This window comes from Clostridium subterminale, from assembly GCF_039521425.1.
Lineage (GTDB): Bacteria > Bacillota > Clostridia > Clostridiales > Clostridiaceae > Clostridium_J > Clostridium_J subterminale.
The window spans coordinates 204480-223234 of record NZ_BAAACI010000002.1; the positions used below are offsets into that span (position 1 = coordinate 204480).

Sequence of the window (18755 nt, forward strand, 5' to 3'; positions counted from 1 at the left end):
ATATCAAATATTATTATATTCTAGTTATTTGTGCACCTAGTGCAGTAAGCTTATCCTCTATAGTTACATATCCTCTATCTATGTGATGTATGTGATCTATTATAGTTTCACCCCTAGCACATAAACCTGCCAAAATCAGGCCCGCTCCTGCTCTTAGATCTGGTGCTACTACCTCTGCTCCTGTAAGCTCTTTGACACCTTCTATTGTAGCAATTCTTCCGTTAACATTAATCTTAGCACCCATTCTTCTTAATTCTGCCACTTGCATAAACCTATTTTCAAATATAGTCTCTGTTACACTGCTTCTGCCTGGGGTGATACTTAGCAATGTCATCATTTGTGATTGCATATCTGTTGGAAATCCTGGATGAGGCATAGTCATAATGTCTGTAGGTTTTAATTCTACGTCTCCATCTACAACAATTTTATTTCCTAGCGCATCAATCTTAACACCCATTTCACGTAATTTAACTATCACTGACTTTAGATGTTCTTCATCAACACCTTCTATAGTTATTTTACTCTTTGTAATTGGTGCTGCTATTATAAATGTTCCTGCTTCTATCCTATCAAATATAGGTGTATATGAAACTCCATTTAACCTTTTTACTCCTCTTATGCATATTTTACCACTTCCTGCTCCTTCAACCTGAGCTCCCATTTTATTTAAAAAGTTAGCTAAATCTACTATCTCTGGTTCCTTAGCTGCATTCTCTATATAAGTATCCCCTTTAGCAAGGGTTGCAGCCATCATTAAGTTCTCTGTAGCCCCCACAGATGGAAAGTCTAAATAAATTGTATTACCCTCTAATTGTTCTGCAACCACTTCAACATATCCATATTCTTCTTTAATGGTTGCACCTAAAGCTTTTAGTCCCTTCAAATGTAAATCTATAGGTCTAGATCCTATTTTACATCCTCCCGGCAAAGAAATTTTTGCCTTTCCAAATCTAGCTACCATAGCACCTATAACTAGAAAAGATGCTCTCATTTTTCTTACTAAGTCATTATCTATACCTTCATATTTTAAGTTTTTTGTATTTATATTAATTTTATTATTATTCCTATCTATATTAACCTCTGCTGAAAGGGACCTTAATACCTCACATAGTACAAATACATCTTCTAGCATAGGTGATCCATTGATGGTTGATACACTATCTGTTAGTATAGTGGACACTAGTATTGGTAATACAGCATTCTTAGCTGAACTTATGTTTACACTCCCTTTTAATCTACGGTTTCCATTTATATAAAACTTACTCATGTTAATCCTCCATTTAAAATGCTATTTTTTAGTATGTTATCCTGATTACAGGTGTCCCCATTATTAAATAGCACCCTGAGGAATATCTAACTATAGCACAGTTAAAATCTATCTCCTCACCTAGTATTATCTCTTTATCATATAAATTTGTATTGCTTATAATACTATATCCATTACTTATTTCTACTTCATCAATATTTTGTGCTTTATTTAAATTTAATTGCTTTAAAATCACATCTCTTGTTTCATCTATTGTGCCGTTTAAGATTTTACTTTTTACGTATAGTGAGTATTCCACCCTACTACTAATTGGGGATAAAATTTCTTTAATTTTGTTTTTTACAGTTTTTTCTTCATCAATATCTAAATTAGGTTTGCAAATTGAAATTCTTAGTACAACGTCATACCCTTCACCATAATCAGCTATTGAAATTCTTCCATCATATTCTCCATGGTTATAATCTATTTTAAAACTTAAGTCATTATTAACCTCTTGGTAAACTTGTCCCATAGTCTTTTCTATATTAGCAGTTATAGTTTCATATATATTTTCTTTACTTTCTTGACTATAAAACCTACCCTCCACTACATATTCCTCGGTAGAAGCATTTACACTATTTAAAATTCCACTAAACATATCCTCTTTACTCTTTCCATAAAAGGTTTCATCCCTTATAGTTAGTATGCTTAATGTGAACATGATCATAATTAATAACTTACTATATAACTTCATATATATACCACCTTAATATAAGAATAAATCCACTTATATTAAATGATTAACTATTTTACTTTTTTTATTCATACTTACATATAATGTAATAAAGTTATATTTTTATTTATACTAATAATATATAGTAATATTAAAAATGTGTTCATGAAAAAAAATTATTTTAACAAAATGTAGAAAATAAAAAGGAGCATATTAAATGACTTTATTAATCATTTAATATGCTCCTTTTAGTTTATATAAATATTTGAAATATATGGTACCGAAAACTTATTCTACCCATTGTGCTATAGTACAAAGTATACTAACATTATTCTTTCTCACCTTTAAGATTCCATCAGAAGTATTAACTTTGTACTTCTTTCCATCAGCATCTTCAAAGGTAGTTATTGTTGGTACAAGTCCTGCAATTATAGCAGAATGGTCTGGAAGAATTCCTAACCTTCCTTCTGTGGTTTCGCAGTTTAAAGAAACTGCATCTCCTTTAAAAAACTCACTCACCGGAGTAATTATTGTAAGCTTAAAGACCTTTTTCATATTTTATCACATCCAAAATAGTATTAGCCCAAAGCCTTAGCCTTCTCTATAACATCATCTATTGTTCCTGCAAACAAGAATGCTGACTCTGGTAAATTATCATATTTACCCTCTAATATTTCCTTGAATCCTCTTATCGTTTCTTTTATAGGAACATATTTACCCTTAAATCCAGTGAATTGCTCTCCTACTGTAAAAGGTTGAGATAAGAATCTTTGAACTCTTCTTGCTCTATTAACAAGAACTTTATCTTCATCTGATAATTCATCTACACCTAATATAGCTATAATATCTTGAAGTTCTTTATATCTTTCAAGAATATATTTTACTTGAGTAGCTATTTCATAATGTTCTTCTCCAACAATTCTAGGGTCTAGTACTCTTGAACTTGATTCTAGAGGATCAACAGCTGGATATATTCCAAGTTCTACTATAGATCTAGATAAAACTGTAGTAGCATCAAGGTGAGTAAATGTAGTAGCTGGTGCTGGGTCTGTAAGGTCATCGGCAGGAACATATACTGCTTGAACAGAAGTAATTGAACCACTGTTAGTAGATGTTATACGTTCTTGTAATGCACCCATCTCTGTTGCTAAAGTTGGTTGGTATCCTACAGCACTTGGTATTCTACCTAATAATGCAGAAACCTCTGAACCAGCCTGAGTAAATCTAAATATATTATCTATAAATAATAATACATCTTGACCTTGATCTCTGAAGTATTCAGACATAGTAAGTCCAGTAAGTGCAACCCTCATTCTAGCTCCTGGAGATTCATTCATTTGACCAAATACTAATGCAGTTTTATTAATAACACCTGACTCTACCATTTCATTGTATAAGTCATTTCCTTCTCTTGTACGTTCTCCTACACCAGTAAATACTGATAATCCACCATGTTCTTTAGCTATATTGTTAATCAATTCCTGTATAAGTACAGTCTTACCAACTCCGGCACCACCGAAAAGTCCTATCTTTCCACCCTTTTGATATGGTGCTATTAAGTCTATTACTTTTATACCAGTTTCAAACATCTCAGGTTCCACAGATTGTTCTGCAAAACTTGGAGCTGGTCTATGAATTGTATAATATTTACTAGTTTCAAGAGGACCCTTTTCATCTTTAGGTTGACCTAATACATTAAATAGTCTTCCAAGTACCTGTTCTCCTACAGGTACTTCTATAGGTCTTCCTGTATCTACAGCCTTAACTCCACGTTTAAGTCCATCTGTTGACTCCATAGATATAGTTCTAACTATATCATCTCCTATATGTTGTTCAACTTCAGCAACTATAACTCTACCATCCATCTTTATTTGGATAGCATTATAAATGTTAGGCAATGAATCTGTATCAAATTTTATATCTATTACTGGTCCAATAATTTGAACTACCTTACCAATACGTTGTGCCATATTAATCTGCTACATATAACTATGTTACAATACAAGTTAAATGTAACTCCTCCTATCTATACTTTTTATAATATCAAGTGAAACTAAGCTTTTAGATGGAGTTTGATCGCCCTCTGAAGCTTAGTTGAACTTATCTAGGGTCTAATCACTGTAACACTTCCATCTTAATAAAAGCCAGAAGTGTTACAGTAGCTAGACATCAGATAAATTATTTAGGTTATATATAATAACTTATTAGCTTTGTGCTTGTGCTCCGCCAATAATTTCAGAAATTTCTTGAGTAATAGCACCTTGTCTAACCCTATTATACCTTAACCTTAAAGAAGCTATTAAGTCGTCTGCATTTTGAGTCGCACTATTCATTGTTTCCATTCTATTTCCCTGCTCTGAAGCCTTAGAATTTATCATTGCATTAAGTATCATTGCATTACAATAGGATGGAACTATTGACTCTATAAGCTCTTCCTTATTCCCTTCTATATCAAATTCATCTTCACCAATATGGTCTTGTTCACTTTCTTCAAAAGCAAGAGGTAGTAATCTATATTCTTTAGGTTCCTTTACTATAGGATTTTTAAACCAAGTATAAAGTATAATTACCTCTCCGACTTTTTCTTCTCTAAACATATTGAAGCTATATTCAAAGATACTCTTAGCTTCACTAGATGTAGGTACATCAGAAATAGTTTGATTATACTCATCTAATGTTTTAAGTCTATGTCTTTTAACTAAGCTTTTACCTTTTTCACCAATAACTGCTATTAAATAATCTTCTTCATGGCCTTTAGTTATTTCTTCAAGCTTATCTATAACATTATTATTATAGGCACCACACATCCCCATATCTGAAGTTATAACTATAATTAATTTCTTTTCACTTCCATTAGATTGCATATATCTATTTTCCTTTGGTAGTGACGGAATTATTTCATTCATAATTTCTTTATAGTTTCTAAAATATGTGTCATTTGTATATAAGGATACTCTTACCTTTTTTAGCTTAGATGTTGCTACTAAAGCCATAGCCTTAGTAAGCTTTTTCGTATTCTCTATGGATTTTATTCTCTTTTTTAAAATAACTAATCCTGCAACGCCCATATTGTCACCTCCTAAAAATTTAGGTGATATCTCTAAATTCCAGCCAAAAATACCTTTTTAAATTCAGCTATGGCCATATTAAGTTTTTCTTTTATTTCTGAATCTAATTCTTTTTTCTCTTTTATAGCATTCGGAATATCTCTATGATGAGTATATATATATTCTAAGAATTCCTTCTCAAAAGCTTTAATCTTATGAACTGGAACGTCACTTAAGAAATCATTTACTCCACAGTATATTATTATTACCTGCTTCTCTACATCCATAGGAGCATATTGCTCTTGCTTTAATATCTCTATAAGTCTCTTACCTTTTTCAAGTCTCTTAACTGTTTCCTTATCTAAATCTGACCCGAATTGAGTAAAGTTTACAAGCTCTCTATATTGTGCAAGCTCTATTCTAAGAGTTGATGATACTTGCTTCATAGCTTTAATTTGCGCATTTCCTCCAACCCTAGATACTGAAATACCAGCATTTACTGCCGGCCTTTGACCTGCATGGAATAAGTCAGCTTCTAAGAAAATTTGACCATCTGTTATTGATATTACGTTTGTAGGGATATATGCTGTAACATCTCCTGCTAAAGTTTCTATTATAGGAAGGGCAGTTAATGATCCTCCTCCTAAGCTGTCAGAAAGCTTTGCAGCTCTTTCTAAAAGTCTTGAGTGAAGATAGAATACATCTCCTGGATAAGCTTCTCTTCCTGGTGGTCTACGAAGTAATAATGACATGGTTCTATAAGCAACAGCATGCTTAGACAAATCATCATATACTATAAGAGCGTCTCCACCTTTATACATGAAATATTCAGCCATTGAACATCCAGCAAAAGGTGCTAAATATTGAAGTGATGCAGATTGTGATGCTGTTGCAGCTACAACTATTGTATAGTCCATAGCACCTTCTGCTTTTAGTGTATTAACTATATTAGCAACAGTTGATTGCTTTTGACCTATAGCTACATAAACACAAGTTACATTCTTACCCTTTTGGTTTATGATAGCATCTATAGCTATTGCACTTTTACCTGTCTGTCTATCTCCTACAATTAGCTCTCTTTGACCTTTTCCAATTGGAATCATAGAATCTATAGCTTTAATTCCTGTTTGCATAGGACTTTTTACTGATTGTCTTTCTATAACCCCTGGAGCTTCTATTTCTACAGCCCTATACTCTGAAGCTACTATCGCTCCGTCACCATCGATAGGATTTCCTAGAGAATCTACAACTCTTCCTACAAGAGCTTCTCCAACAGGTACTTCTACAACTCTACCTGTTCTTTTTACTATATCTCCTTCTCTTATCCCTTCTTCGGAACCTAATAATACACATCCAACGTTATCTTGCTCTAAGTTTAGGGCAATTCCATATACATTATTAGGGAACTCTAGTAGCTCACCTCCTAAACAATTATCTAATCCATAAATTCTAGCTATACCATCTCCAATTTGAATGATGGTTCCAGAATCTATAGTGTTAATATGACTTTCATATCTATCTAATTCTCTTTTTATAATAGACGTTATCTCACCTGGTTTAATATGCATGATTCCACCTCTATTCTTACCACGATTTAAAGCTTCTACTCCATGTCATTTGTAACATATCTAAGCTTACTTTTTAATGTTCCATCAGTAATATCATTTCCTATTTTAACTAATACTCCACCAACTATACTATCGTCTATCTCTTCATGGATTACTATTTTCCTATCATAGAACCTTTCGAGTCCCTCTATTAACTTAATTCTTTCTTTTTCAGTTAGCGGAATTACCGTTCTAACTGTAGCATTAAGTATCTTACCCTTTTCCTCTAAATCTATAATACAATCTTCTGGCCTTACTCTTTTTATCTTAGTTCCCTCACTATTAACTATCTCATCAATTGTAGCTTTTGTAGTTACATCTTCACCTATGATAACTTTAATACCATCCTTATAGGACTCATCTACTATGTTATCTATAATGATTTCCCTATCATAAAATTCCATTAACCAGCCTCTTATTTTTTTTAGTTCCTCTTCATTTAGAGGTTTGTTTGTTATAACATCTGCTAATAATTGTTTATTAAGCTCATTAAAGTTATATCTACTTACATTACCTTCTGATATATTCTTAAGGTCCATAAGTTTAGTCTTAATAGTTCCATCAATTGTCTCATCTCCTACATTGATGAGTAATCCACCTATGAGAGTTCTATCTATTTCTTCTTCTATTATTATGTTCTTTTCATAGTGTTTTTCTAATTTATTTTTGATAGCTTCTCTCTCTGTATCATTTAATGGAATTACAGACTTAATTTTAGCTACAACAGTATTATTATTTTTAAGGTAAATTATTTTAAATTGAACATACTTTTCTTTTAAATATAGAATTCTTCCCTTATCTATAAGTAATAGTAAAAAACTTAAAAGTTCATCCTCTATCTTACCCTTAAATAACTCTTCAAATATTCTCTTTTTATTATGCTTATTAATTTGAGGATTTCTAATAATTTTTTTAAGTCCTTCATTATTATCTAGTTCCTCAACTATTTCACCTAATTCTTCTAAAACAGTTTCTACATTACCTGCTTCTTTACACGTTTCATAAAGTGCTAGAGCATATCTCCTATCTAAAAATTCATACATTTTTAAATACCTACCTTAGTTATAAACTTATCAATTAATTCTCTATGATTTTCTTCATCGATTTCTTTCTCTAAAGTCTTCTCTGCAAGTTTCATTGATAGGTCTATAATCTCTTGTTTAATCTCTTTACTAGCCTTTTCTCTTTCTCTTTTGATTTCCTTAGCAGCTCGTTCTTTTACGTTAACTGCTTCTCTTTGTGAATCTTCAATTACCTCAGCATAGATCTTATCAGCCTTTTGCTTATAACTCTCTACTAATTTCAAGCCATCATTTCTATATTTTACAACATCTTCATCGTATTTTTGCTTTAATAATTCTGCTCTTTCTTCTTCATCTCTAGCCTTTTTAAAAGCACTTTCTACTTCTTCTTTTCTAGAATTGATAACTGCCAAAGTTTTATTAAATACAAACTTTCTTAGTATTAAATAAAATATAAAGAAATTGATGGTTGATGGTATTATAATACCTAAATCAATATTCATAAAATTCATTCCATCCTATTTCATTAATTATTAATATAATAAAATTTAAACAAGCTTAATGCCTGATACTATTAAAAATATTAATTAATTAAGATATGGAATCTCACCCTCCTTCTCAATATTTTTTACTAAGATATTAGCCTTTTACTCCGAATAATATTAATAATAATCCAAGTAAAAATCCATATATAGCTGTAGCTTCTGATAGAGCTCCCCCTACTATTAAAGCACTCATTATTTTACTGCTCGCTTCTGGTTGTTTAGCTATACTTTCTACTGCTTTACCAGTAGCATTTCCTGTTCCTAATCCTCCACCTATAACTGCAAGAGCTGCTATACCTGCTCCTAATGCTGACATACCTGCTATAAAAGCTGCTGAATCCATTTGTAATTCCTCCTTAAACGTAAATATTATATATACTTATAATAATTAAATCTTAATTATTTATACTAGTATTTAGATAAAATTAAATTTTAAACTTTAGTGTTCCGCTGTGATTTTAATATTAATCATTGTTAACATTACAAAAATAATCATTTGTATAGTCCCATCAAATATATCAAAATAGAAATGGAACGGTATCGGTAAACCTATTGCAGCAATAAAGTTTATTCCTGTAAGAGCACCATACAAAAGTTCCATGATCATTGTTGCCGCAAATATATTTCCAAAAAGTCTCAGACTTAATGATATTGGAAGCATAAATCTCTCCATTATATTTATTGGTAACAATAATGGCACAGGAGATGCATATCCTTTGAAATAACCCGAAAGTCCTAGCTTCTTTATAGTATACCCCTGAATCACAAAAAAAGTTGTAAGTGCAATTCCCAAAGTTACACTGTAATCTGAAGTAGGCGGTTTTATTCCAAATAGCCCTACCATATTTAATAAAAATAAATAAATTCCTAAGGATCCAATGTAAGGAATAAAGGCACTTGCCCCTGGCCCCATATTGTCTTTAACTACGTTAGATAAAAATTCTATTCCCATTTCTACAACACTTTGTATCTTCCCTGGAACTCTTTTAACTTTTCTACTATATAGAATAGATAAAACCAATGCAATTGCAATGACTACCCATTGGATAAATAATGCAGACGTAACTTGATATTCATACCCAAATAGATTAAGTGCAAACAAAGGTGCCATCTCCTCCATAACATCACACTCCTTCCTGGCTCTTTAAGCTAAATCCATAGCATAACACAGCTAATAGCTGAGCCGTATATCCTGCAATAAAAATAAAAAAGCTCACCTCACTTTCTTTAATGATAGCGAGAGATATTCCACATACAAGTCCAATTCTAACTGTATAAGACAATAATATTAATAGGGCTTTAAATCTCTTATCCTTCATTATAATAGTCTCAGTTGTAAATGAATTAATAATAAAATTCACCAAACTACAAACTATACCCAATAAAAAAAACCATGATATCCAGCTGAAAAAGAACATTAAAATTAATGAAACTATAATTCCTATGATAGAATCAAATAAACCAACAATCTTAATAATATCTAAGCATTCTTTATTCATTAAATTGGACCACCTCGCTTTTGCATATATGATATTATACATCTACAGTGAAATCTTCTAAAACCTAAATTTTCACCGAATTAGGTCAAATTACTCCTAAACAGATAGATATTCAATAATAGTACAAGTTATCTCTGCTTTACTACATTTTTTGAGGTTTTACAATAAAAGGAGTAAGTTGAAAAACTTTTATTCATTTGTCTGTCAAAACTGAAAATTTACAATAAGGAGTCAAAAGAATTTAAAATATCAATTTTCTTCTTAATTAAAAGAGTTCTTAGCAAAATAAGCCTTAGTAGATGATAATAATTCTACTAAAGCCCTTTAAATACAATTTTTATCCACAAAATGTATAAATGTATATTCATAATATACAAATTTTTATTCATTATAATTATAACAAAATTAGCTAGTTAGTACAACATTACTCAATATTGATTAAATGAATATTAATCCATTCAAAATTCTAACTAATTAAAGATATATAACCCTATATAAGCACTATTACATAATAAATTTTCTATATTTATTCTTCTATAATTGTTTTTAGTGTATCTTATTCCTATCTTTTCTATACCTAATTTAATTAAAAACTTTTAAGTTACATGTATCATATATCTTTCATTTTTATTACTAAGTATTTTTTATCCAATAACATACCTTAAATATATATTAATAATTCCTATGCCTTAGAAAAGTTTGAACTTTATATTAAAATACTGTACATACCATGACTTTAATTTTATTAAGTAATATAATAATTTTATAGTATTTTTTATTACTTAAAAAAAATAATAAAAAATAATAATTTTCTCTTGATAATTATTATTTAATAGTATATAATAAGTTCATAAGATAAATACAGCAAGAAAAATTAAAACAAAAATTAATATAATAAGAAGATTTAAGGAGGAAATATTTATGAAAAAATTTGTATGTACAGTTTGTGGTTATATTCACGAGGGAGATTCAGCTCCAGAATTTTGTCCAGTATGTAAGGCAGGTGCTGATAAATTTATAGAAAAATCAGAAGGAAACCTTACTTGGGCTGATGAGCATAGAATTGGAATTGCAGCAGAAGTTGATCAAGAAGTAATCGAAGGATTAAGAGCTAACTTTACTGGAGAATGTACAGAAGTTGGAATGTACTTAGCAATGAGTCGTCAAGCAGACAGAGAAGGATACCCTGAGGTAGCTGAAGCTTATAAAAGAATAGCTTTTGAAGAAGCTGAGCACGCAGCTAAATTTGCTGAATTATTAGGAGAAGTAGTTGTAGCAGATACAAAAACTAATTTACAAATGAGAGTTGATGCTGAGCATGGTGCTTGCCAAGGTAAAAAAGACCTTGCTACATTAGCTAAAAAATTAAACTTAGATGCAATCCATGACACAGTTCATGAAATGTGTAAAGATGAAGCTAGACACGGTGCTGCTTTTAACGGTTTATTACAAAGATATTTTGGTAAATAACCCCCATTCCCCCAGTATAATGGAATTTGCCTAAATTATATAGAGCTCTAGCATTAGCTAGGGCTCTTTTTTCATATACAATCTAATATATTCATAATAATGTCTTTCATAGAAAATACCCTGACTAGGTATCTAAATCTAATCAGGGTTATGTTACAAATCAAATAATATACTATTTAGTTCCGAATAAACGATCTCCAGCATCACCTAATCCTGGAACAATATATCCATGTTCATTTAATTTTTCATCTATTGAAGCTAAATATATGTCTACATCTGGATGTGCTTCCATGACAGCTTTTATTCCTTCTGGAGCACCAACAAGACACATAAGTCTTATATTTTTAGCTCCTCTTTTCTTAAGCGCATTTATAGCATCTATAGCTGATCCTCCAGTTGCAAGCATTGGGTCAGTTACTATAATATCTCTATCTTCTATATCCTGAGGTAACTTACAGAAGTATTCTACTGGCATTAAAGTTTCCTCATCTCTATACATACCTATATGTCCAACTTTAGCTGCTGGTATAAGCTTAAGCATTCCATCAACCATTCCAAGCCCTGCTCTTAATATAGGTACTATTGCCATTTTCTTTCCTGCAAGAACTTTGCATTTTGTAATTCCTATAGGAGTTTCAATTTCAACTTCTTCTAGTTGCATATCTCTAGTAACTTCATAAGCCATAAGCATAGCAACTTCCTCTACTAATTCTCTAAAATCCTTAGACCCCGTATTTACATCTCTCATGAATGCTAATTTATGTAGTATTAATGGATGGTCAATTTGTGTAACTTTACTCATATGTTCCTTATCCTCCTAATATTATTTATTATATTTTTTTTCTATTTCCATTATCTTGTTAACCCTATTCTCGTGTCTTCCACCTTCAAAGGTTGAACCAAGAAATGCATCAACTATATCTAAAGCAAGTCCTGTCCCTACAACCCTTTCTCCCATTGCTAATATATTGGCATTATTATGTTCTCTAGTTGCATGTGCACTAAAGGTATCACTACATAGTGCTGCTCTTATTCCTGGTATTTTATTAGCAGATATACTTATTCCAATTCCTGTACCACATATTAAAATTCCATAATCATACTCTTTAGCCACTACTGCTTCAGCCACTTTTTCAGCAAACTCTGGATAATCACAAGAATCTTCTGTGTATGTACCATAATCCTTTACTTCTATGTTCTTTTTCTCTAAGTGTTTAATTACTTCTTTTTTCAATCTTAAACCACCATGATCACTACCTATTGCTATCTTCATACTTTTCCCTCCAATTATATTTTTAATATGTTAAAGCCTGCACTTTTTTTAAGTCTATTCATTACAGCAGTACCTACTCCACTCTCTTCAAAAGCTTCACAAAGAATTATATCAATATCTAAACTATCAAAACTTCTTAAAACTCTAAATAAATTTTTACCTACATCTTCTATATCACATCTTGATCCAATTGAAACAACAGCCCCTTTATTGTATAGAGATTTTGTTTCATCAGTTGCAATAATTCCAACCTTTTTATTTTGTTCAATATAATTTAATACTATTTCATTAATTTTTGCAACAACTTTATCTATATCACCATCTACTATCTTCACTGGAGCCTTAGGTGCATAATGTCTATATTTCATCCCCGGTGCCTTAGGTTTAAAATCTTCTGTAGGTTTTGATAATATAGATGGATCAATATAAACCTGATTATCTATTTCCCTTAACATCTCTAAAGTTATAGCTCCAGGTCTTAATATACATATAGGAGAAACTGTACAATCTACTATAGTTGATTCTACGCCTACAATACTATTTTCACCTCCTAATATATAGTCTACCTTTCCATCTAAATCTTCAACACAACTTTTCATATCTGTAGGACTAGGTCTACCAGATATATTAGCTGAAGGTGCTGCTATAGGTACTCCAGAGGCTTTTATCAAACTTATAGCAATGTTGTTTTGTGGCATTCTAATTCCTACAGTAGATAATTTTGCGCTAGTAACCTCTGGAACTAACTCAGTCTTCTCAAGTATTATAGTTATAGGTCCCGGCCAAAACTCTTCTATTATTCTTCTTGCTACAGTTGGTATATTTTTAACATATGGCTCTATATTATGATCACCTACATGAATTATTAGAGGATTATCCTGCGGCCTGCCCTTAGCCATAAAAATTTTAGCTACTGCTTCACTATCTAGTGCATTAGCACCTAATCCATATACAGTTTCAGTAGGGAAAGCTACAAGTCCACCATCTTTTATAACTTTTCCTGCTTCCTTTATTACATTTTCATCTGGAGTTTTCTCACTTAACATCACAACTTTTGTTTTCATACCTATTAACACCCACTTCAACAATCCATTAAAATAAATTTATCATTACAAACCCAAATATGATTCCAAATATAATCCACATTGCATTTGTATAACTACTATGCAATTCATTACTTTCTGGAAGCATCTGCCCAAAAGCTACATAAAGCATAATTCCACTGGCAAATGCAATGCTATAACCTAAAAATGCAGATGATATAGAATTTATTAACATCCCTATCCAAGCTCCTATAACAGTTGGAAATGCTACTAAAAAACTATACCATAAAATTTTAGATGGCTTCTTACCGGCAGCTATTAATGGCGTAGCCATGGCAATTCCTTCTGGTATATCATGAATAGATATTAATACACTCATCTTTATCCCTAATCCTGAACCTTTAATAAATCCAAAACCCATTATAATACCTTCTGGAAAGTTGTGCATCATTAGCCCTAAAGCCATTAATATTGCAACCTTTGTATGATTTATCATGCTTGGATTTTTATCATTACTGTGGCTACTTACTTTAATTAAACAATCTATAAAATATATAACTATTATCCCAATAATTATAATTATGAGACTTCTAATAAAGCCTATTTTGTCAATTGATTCTGGTATAAGTTCTAAGAAAATTATAGATATAATTATACCTGTGGCAACCGCTAATAAGATTCCTAATAACTTTTCAGTAGGATTTTTTAAGGATACCCCAATTAATGCACCAACCATAGTTCCAATTAAAGATACTACAGCAGAAAAAATTCCTATTATAAATATAGTACTATTCATAATTCCTCCTTGAAAATTATTGATAGTAAAATATATTTATAAATCCTATGTTTTATTCTGTTTTCTATATTCTTTTATATTTACTATAGAATTTTCAGTAAAAACTGCAGTTACACAATACTTAAAAAGAAGATCTAATAGGATATATTTCTTTACCCCACCTCTTTTTACTACAAAGTAATAGTAATCACCATCATTAGGCATTTTTACTTTAATATAATATTTGCCTATACCTTGGAATCTCTCTATCACTTTATCTGTAACAAGCCTCAACCTCTTATTTCTAAACTTAGACTTTGTTATTATCAATATATCAAAGTACCTTTCTTGAGGTATTGTATGAATAATTGCTACCTTGCTATAGTGAATCTTATATTTTATCCTACCACCTAAAATAGATATTAGTATTTTATCCTCATATAATTGAAACTTTAAATATTCCTCATTGTATCTCATAAGCACAGAAAATAATATTAAACTTTCAATAACACAAAGATATATTATAAAGAATATATTTATTTGTTTAGCTATAAGCAATACTATAGGCAATATTATAAAAATAAAGCCCATAGATAGCATAAACCTTTTGTAAGATTTTCTTTGCTTCTTTAGGACTTTATCTATATCCATCAAGTAATCCTCCACCTTACAAAATTTAACACCTAAATACCATTTCCCATTGCCTTCATTTTTTCAGCTTGGTCAGTAGTTATTAAACCATCTAACATTTCATCTATATCTCCATCTAGGAAAGCTTCAAGCTTATAAAGAGTTAATCCTATTCTATGATCTGAAACCCTTCCTTGAGGATAGTTATAAGTTCTAATTCGTTCACTTCTATCTCCAGTTCCAACTTGACTCTTTCTGTCATCAGCAATTCCTTTAGCTCTTTCTGCTTCTGCTGCTTCATATAGTCTAGCTCTTAATATTTTCATAGCCTTTTCCTTGTTTTTAAGCTGTGATTTTTCATCTTGGCATGAAACTACAAGTCCTGTTGGTAAGTGAGTCATTCTTACTGCTGAATCTGTTGTATTAACGCACTGTCCACCATTTCCTGAAGCTCTAAATACGTCTATTTTTATATCATTCATATTTATGTCGATATCTACTTCTTCAACTTCTGGAAGTACTGCAACAGTGGCTGTAGATGTATGGATTCTACCACTTGATTCCGTGTCAGGTACCCTTTGAACTCTATGCACTCCACTTTCATATTTTAATTTACTATAAGCCTTATCACCTTTAACCATGAATACTACTTCTTTAAATCCACCGATATCAGTTTCATTAGCACTCATTATTTCTACTTTCCATCTGTTACGCTCTGCATATCTTGTATACATTCTAAATAAATTGGCTGCAAATAAAGCTGCTTCATCTCCGCCAGCTCCACCTCTTATTTCTATAAATACGTTTTTATCATCATTAGGGTCTTTAGGTAGCAATAATATTCTTATTTCTTCCTTAGCACGCTCACATTGCTCCGTTAATGTCTTTATATCTTCTTGAATCATCTCTCTCATTTCTCTATCTGATTCTTCATTTAGCATTTCTTTATTTTCAACTAATGCATTTTCAGCATCTCTGTACTCTCTATACTTTCCTACTATTATCTCTAACTCTGCATGCTCTTTACAAAGCTTTTGCCACTCCTTTTGGTTAGCCATAATACTAGGATCACTAATTTTATTTGATAATTCATCATATTTGTTCTCTAAAAAATCTAATCTCTCTAACATATATTAACACTCTCCGTAATTTAATCATAAATCTTAATTTTTTACATCATTCCATTATATCATAAAAATATGATTTATGGTAACTTTCCAATGACAACGCGGTAATTTCCACTCAAATCCCTTAAACTATATATATCAACAAATCCTTCATTTTTCATAATAGATTTTACTTCCATTTCCTGATCATTACCTATTTCAAAGCATAAATATCCACCAGGAGACAATACATCTCTTCCTTCTTTGCATATTCTTCTATAGAACTCAAGCCCATCTTGACCTCCTGAAAGAGCTAGATGCGGTTCATAGTCTTTAACATCTTCCATAAGTGTAGGAATTACTTCATCCCTAATATATGGTGGATTTGATACTATCATATTAAACTTTAAACCTTCTCTTATTGGTAATTGAAATAAATCACTTTTATTTACATTGGTCTTTTCTCCTAAATTTAAATTTGAAATATTTTTTTTAGTTACACTTAACGCTATATCACTTATGTCATATAACCACACTTTGCTATTTTCTACATAATGTCCTATGAAAATTCCAATAGCTCCACTTCCACAGCACATATCACATATATCATTTATACTATTTCTCTTTATTATAGAAATACACTCTTCTACTAAAATTTCTGTATCAGGTCTTGGTATCAAAACTCCCTCTTCTACGTAAAAGTTAATACCCATAAACTCAACTTTCCCTAGAATATATGCCATAGGTTTTTTTTGACTTCTTAAATCTACAAGTTCAAAAAACTCTTGCTCTTTATCTAAAGTTAATATTTCTGACCTGTTCATAATTATATACAGTTTTTCTACATTTAAAACCATACATAATAGAAGCTGTGCATCTATTATGTATGATTCAATATCACTATTTTTCAATATATTATATGCTTTTATTAACGCTTCGTTTATATTCATATTATTCCTCATTCACTATAATTCATTCTAAACCCTCTGCCGCCTTTAATGAAGTTATTGCAACTTCTAGCATAGATTCATCTGGTTCTTGTGTTGTTATCTTTTGCAAAAGTAGCCCTGGCCATGCAATGATTTTTGATATTTTACTATCACTCTTTCCTAGCCATTTTATAACCTCATAGGTTACTCCAGATACTATTGGTAGTAACAATACCCTTGAAATCACTCTTTGACCAATGGATTGCCATCCTGTGAATGAAAATATAATTATACTAATTACCATAACTAAAAATAAAAAATTAGTTCCACATCTCGGATGGAGTCTTTCAAACTTCTTCGCATTTTCTGCTGTTAACTCTATACCACTTTCATAGCAAAATATAGTTTTATGCTCAGCTCCGTGATATTGATATACTCTTTTTATGTCCTCTAATTTGCCAACAATAAATATATAGCTTATAAATATAATAACTCTTATTATTCCTTCTATAATATTTAAAACTAATACATTAGATGTTATTGTTTTTTTCACCAAACTAGTTAAGGCCGTTGGTAAAATAAAAAATAGTAATATAGAAAAACCTATGGAAAGAACTAATGATATGCCCATAAGCACGCTATTTCCTTTATCCTTAAAAATTTTATCAAACCATTTATCAAATTTAGATTCTTCCTCCTCCTCATCTTCAAAGAAAGAAGCCGAATATTCTAAGCTTTTTATACCTATAACTAAAGATTCTATAAGGGATACAAATCCTCTAATTATAGGAAACCCTAAAAATTTATTTTTCTTAGTCAAACTTTCACTTGTTTCTTTTTTCACTTCAATACTACCATTAGGAAGCCTTACAGCAGTAGCGAGTCCCTTAGAACCTCTCATCATTACACCCTCTATAACTGCCTGTCCCCCGACCGTTGTCTTCTTTTCCATTCTAACACCTGCCTTCTACTCATTATTTCTAACTTCATAATATTATCTTAATATAAGTATCCTATTATCTTAGTTGCTATTTACCACTTGATGCTTCCTCTTCATACTTAATATAACATTCTGCACAAAGAGACTCGTACTCTACATTATCTTCATTATCAATAGCAACTTGATTACCTTCAAAGACAAATTTACCATTAATCTTTCTTCCATTTAGTATAGCTTTTTTACCACATTTACAAATTGTTTTGAGTTCCTCCAAACTATGACTTATTAGCAAAAGTCTTTCACTACCTTCAAAACCTTCCATCTGAAAATCTGTTCTTAACCCATAACATATCACTGGTATATTTAATTTAACAGCTATCATAAACATTTCATCAACTTGATTTTTTGTAAAAAACTGAACCTCGTCTGCTAGTATGCAGTGAATTTGTCCATTTTTCTTTATATACTCTTCTACGGTAGTAAAAATATTCTCGCCTTCAGCAAAACTTAAATCTACTTCCTTTGTAACTCCAAGTCTAGATACAATTTTATTTCCTCCCTTTGTATCAGTATTGGGTTTAATTATTATTACTTTCATTCCTCTTTCTTCATAATTATAAGCTACTTGAAGAAGGTTTGTAGACTTTCCACAATTCATTGCTCCATATCTAAAATACAGTTTACTCATAGTAATATTCCTCCAAAGTCAATTGATTAATCATATAATATTATTTTAGTAGAAAAAACTTCATTAATCAAATTAATATTATGAGTACATTTTCAAAAATATATATTTCTTATATACTAATAATATATAATACAATTAATAATCATATTGACCTTATACTATCTCTATGTTATAATCTAGTAGTTGATAATACGGGTATGTA

21 protein-coding genes are annotated in these 18755 nt (G+C 30.8%); 1 reads left to right on the top strand and 20 read right to left on the bottom strand.

What is annotated here, in order from left to right; genetic code table 11:
- Positions 1 to 13: 13 nt before the first annotated feature.
- From murA to ABDZ93_RS06905, 11 genes are all read right to left on the bottom strand, one after another.
- Positions 14 to 1267 carry a UDP-N-acetylglucosamine 1-carboxyvinyltransferase gene (gene murA / locus ABDZ93_RS06855; protein WP_343824919.1) on the bottom strand — a complete coding sequence of 418 codons (1254 nt, stop codon included), beginning with the start codon at positions 1265 to 1267 and terminating at the stop codon, positions 14 to 16.
- Positions 1268 to 1295: 28 nt separating this feature from the next.
- Positions 1296 to 2000: a hypothetical protein gene (locus ABDZ93_RS06860; protein WP_343824921.1), complete on the bottom strand. Its 705-nt coding sequence runs from the start codon at positions 1998 to 2000 to the stop codon at positions 1296 to 1298.
- 267 nt (positions 2001 to 2267) lie between these two features.
- Positions 2268 to 2534 (bottom strand): F0F1 ATP synthase subunit epsilon, encoded by a 267-nt coding sequence (locus ABDZ93_RS06865; RefSeq protein WP_343824923.1) that lies wholly within the window; start codon positions 2532 to 2534, stop codon positions 2268 to 2270.
- A 23-nt stretch (positions 2535 to 2557) separates the two neighbouring features.
- Positions 2558 to 3949: a F0F1 ATP synthase subunit beta gene (atpD, locus tag ABDZ93_RS06870; RefSeq protein ID WP_343824924.1), complete on the bottom strand. Its 1392-nt coding sequence runs from the start codon at positions 3947 to 3949 to the stop codon at positions 2558 to 2560.
- A 234-nt stretch (positions 3950 to 4183) separates the two neighbouring features.
- Positions 4184 to 5047, bottom strand: coding sequence for an ATP synthase F1 subunit gamma (atpG, locus tag ABDZ93_RS06875; protein WP_343824926.1), 864 nt, complete (start codon positions 5045 to 5047; stop codon positions 4184 to 4186).
- A 32-nt stretch (positions 5048 to 5079) separates the two neighbouring features.
- A complete protein-coding gene (gene atpA, locus ABDZ93_RS06880; protein ID WP_343824928.1) occupies positions 5080 to 6594 on the bottom strand; it encodes a F0F1 ATP synthase subunit alpha in 1515 nt (504 codons plus the stop codon).
- Positions 6595 to 6629: 35 nt separating this feature from the next.
- Positions 6630 to 7676, bottom strand: a complete 1047-nt coding sequence (locus tag ABDZ93_RS06885; protein ID WP_343824930.1) for a F0F1 ATP synthase subunit delta — start codon at positions 7674 to 7676, stop codon at positions 6630 to 6632.
- A 2-nt stretch (positions 7677 to 7678) separates the two neighbouring features.
- Positions 7679 to 8158: a F0F1 ATP synthase subunit B gene (locus ABDZ93_RS06890; RefSeq protein WP_343824932.1), complete on the bottom strand. Its 480-nt coding sequence runs from the start codon at positions 8156 to 8158 to the stop codon at positions 7679 to 7681.
- Between the two features lie 136 nt (positions 8159 to 8294).
- A complete protein-coding gene (gene atpE, locus ABDZ93_RS06895; RefSeq protein WP_035135390.1) occupies positions 8295 to 8543 on the bottom strand; it encodes an ATP synthase F0 subunit C in 249 nt (82 codons plus the stop codon).
- A gap of 96 nt (positions 8544 to 8639) precedes the next feature.
- Positions 8640 to 9320, bottom strand: coding sequence for a F0F1 ATP synthase subunit A (locus tag ABDZ93_RS06900; RefSeq protein ID WP_343824935.1), 681 nt, complete (start codon positions 9318 to 9320; stop codon positions 8640 to 8642).
- A gap of 4 nt (positions 9321 to 9324) precedes the next feature.
- Positions 9325 to 9699, bottom strand: a complete 375-nt coding sequence (locus tag ABDZ93_RS06905) for an ATP synthase subunit I (RefSeq protein ID WP_343824937.1) — start codon at positions 9697 to 9699, stop codon at positions 9325 to 9327.
- 921 nt (positions 9700 to 10620) lie between these two features.
- Between ABDZ93_RS06905 and ABDZ93_RS06910 the strand changes: the two genes are divergently transcribed.
- Positions 10621 to 11169, top strand: a complete 549-nt coding sequence (locus ABDZ93_RS06910; protein ID WP_343824939.1) for an NADH peroxidase — start codon at positions 10621 to 10623, stop codon at positions 11167 to 11169.
- 172 nt (positions 11170 to 11341) lie between these two features.
- Here ABDZ93_RS06910 and upp read toward each other — a convergent pair whose 3' ends face one another.
- From upp to ABDZ93_RS06955, 9 genes are all read right to left on the bottom strand, one after another.
- Positions 11342 to 11971: a uracil phosphoribosyltransferase gene (upp, locus tag ABDZ93_RS06915; protein WP_343824941.1), complete on the bottom strand. Its 630-nt coding sequence runs from the start codon at positions 11969 to 11971 to the stop codon at positions 11342 to 11344.
- A 21-nt stretch (positions 11972 to 11992) separates the two neighbouring features.
- On the bottom strand, positions 11993 to 12442 hold the full coding sequence (gene rpiB / locus ABDZ93_RS06920; protein ID WP_343824942.1) for a ribose 5-phosphate isomerase B: 450 nt from the start codon (positions 12440 to 12442) through the stop codon (positions 11993 to 11995).
- A 14-nt stretch (positions 12443 to 12456) separates the two neighbouring features.
- Positions 12457 to 13506, bottom strand: coding sequence for an L-threonylcarbamoyladenylate synthase (locus tag ABDZ93_RS06925; RefSeq protein ID WP_343824944.1), 1050 nt, complete (start codon positions 13504 to 13506; stop codon positions 12457 to 12459).
- A gap of 28 nt (positions 13507 to 13534) precedes the next feature.
- The gene (locus tag ABDZ93_RS06930; RefSeq protein WP_343824946.1) at positions 13535 to 14281 is read right to left on the bottom strand and encodes a ZIP family metal transporter; all 747 of its coding nucleotides are present in this window, start codon (positions 14279 to 14281) and stop codon (positions 13535 to 13537) included.
- 45 nt (positions 14282 to 14326) lie between these two features.
- Positions 14327 to 14911 carry a hypothetical protein gene (locus ABDZ93_RS06935; protein WP_343824948.1) on the bottom strand — a complete coding sequence of 195 codons (585 nt, stop codon included), beginning with the start codon at positions 14909 to 14911 and terminating at the stop codon, positions 14327 to 14329.
- A gap of 32 nt (positions 14912 to 14943) precedes the next feature.
- Positions 14944 to 16020 (bottom strand): peptide chain release factor 1, encoded by a 1077-nt coding sequence (prfA, locus tag ABDZ93_RS06940; protein ID WP_343824950.1) that lies wholly within the window; start codon positions 16018 to 16020, stop codon positions 14944 to 14946.
- Between the two features lie 74 nt (positions 16021 to 16094).
- Complete coding sequence (gene prmC / locus ABDZ93_RS06945; RefSeq protein ID WP_343824952.1) at positions 16095 to 16946, bottom strand: peptide chain release factor N(5)-glutamine methyltransferase; 852 nt, start codon at positions 16944 to 16946, stop codon at positions 16095 to 16097.
- A gap of 22 nt (positions 16947 to 16968) precedes the next feature.
- The gene (locus tag ABDZ93_RS06950) at positions 16969 to 17877 is read right to left on the bottom strand and encodes a DUF1385 domain-containing protein (RefSeq protein WP_343824954.1); all 909 of its coding nucleotides are present in this window, start codon (positions 17875 to 17877) and stop codon (positions 16969 to 16971) included.
- A gap of 76 nt (positions 17878 to 17953) precedes the next feature.
- Complete coding sequence (locus ABDZ93_RS06955; RefSeq protein WP_343824956.1) at positions 17954 to 18553, bottom strand: thymidine kinase; 600 nt, start codon at positions 18551 to 18553, stop codon at positions 17954 to 17956.
- Positions 18554 to 18755 lie beyond the last annotated feature (202 nt).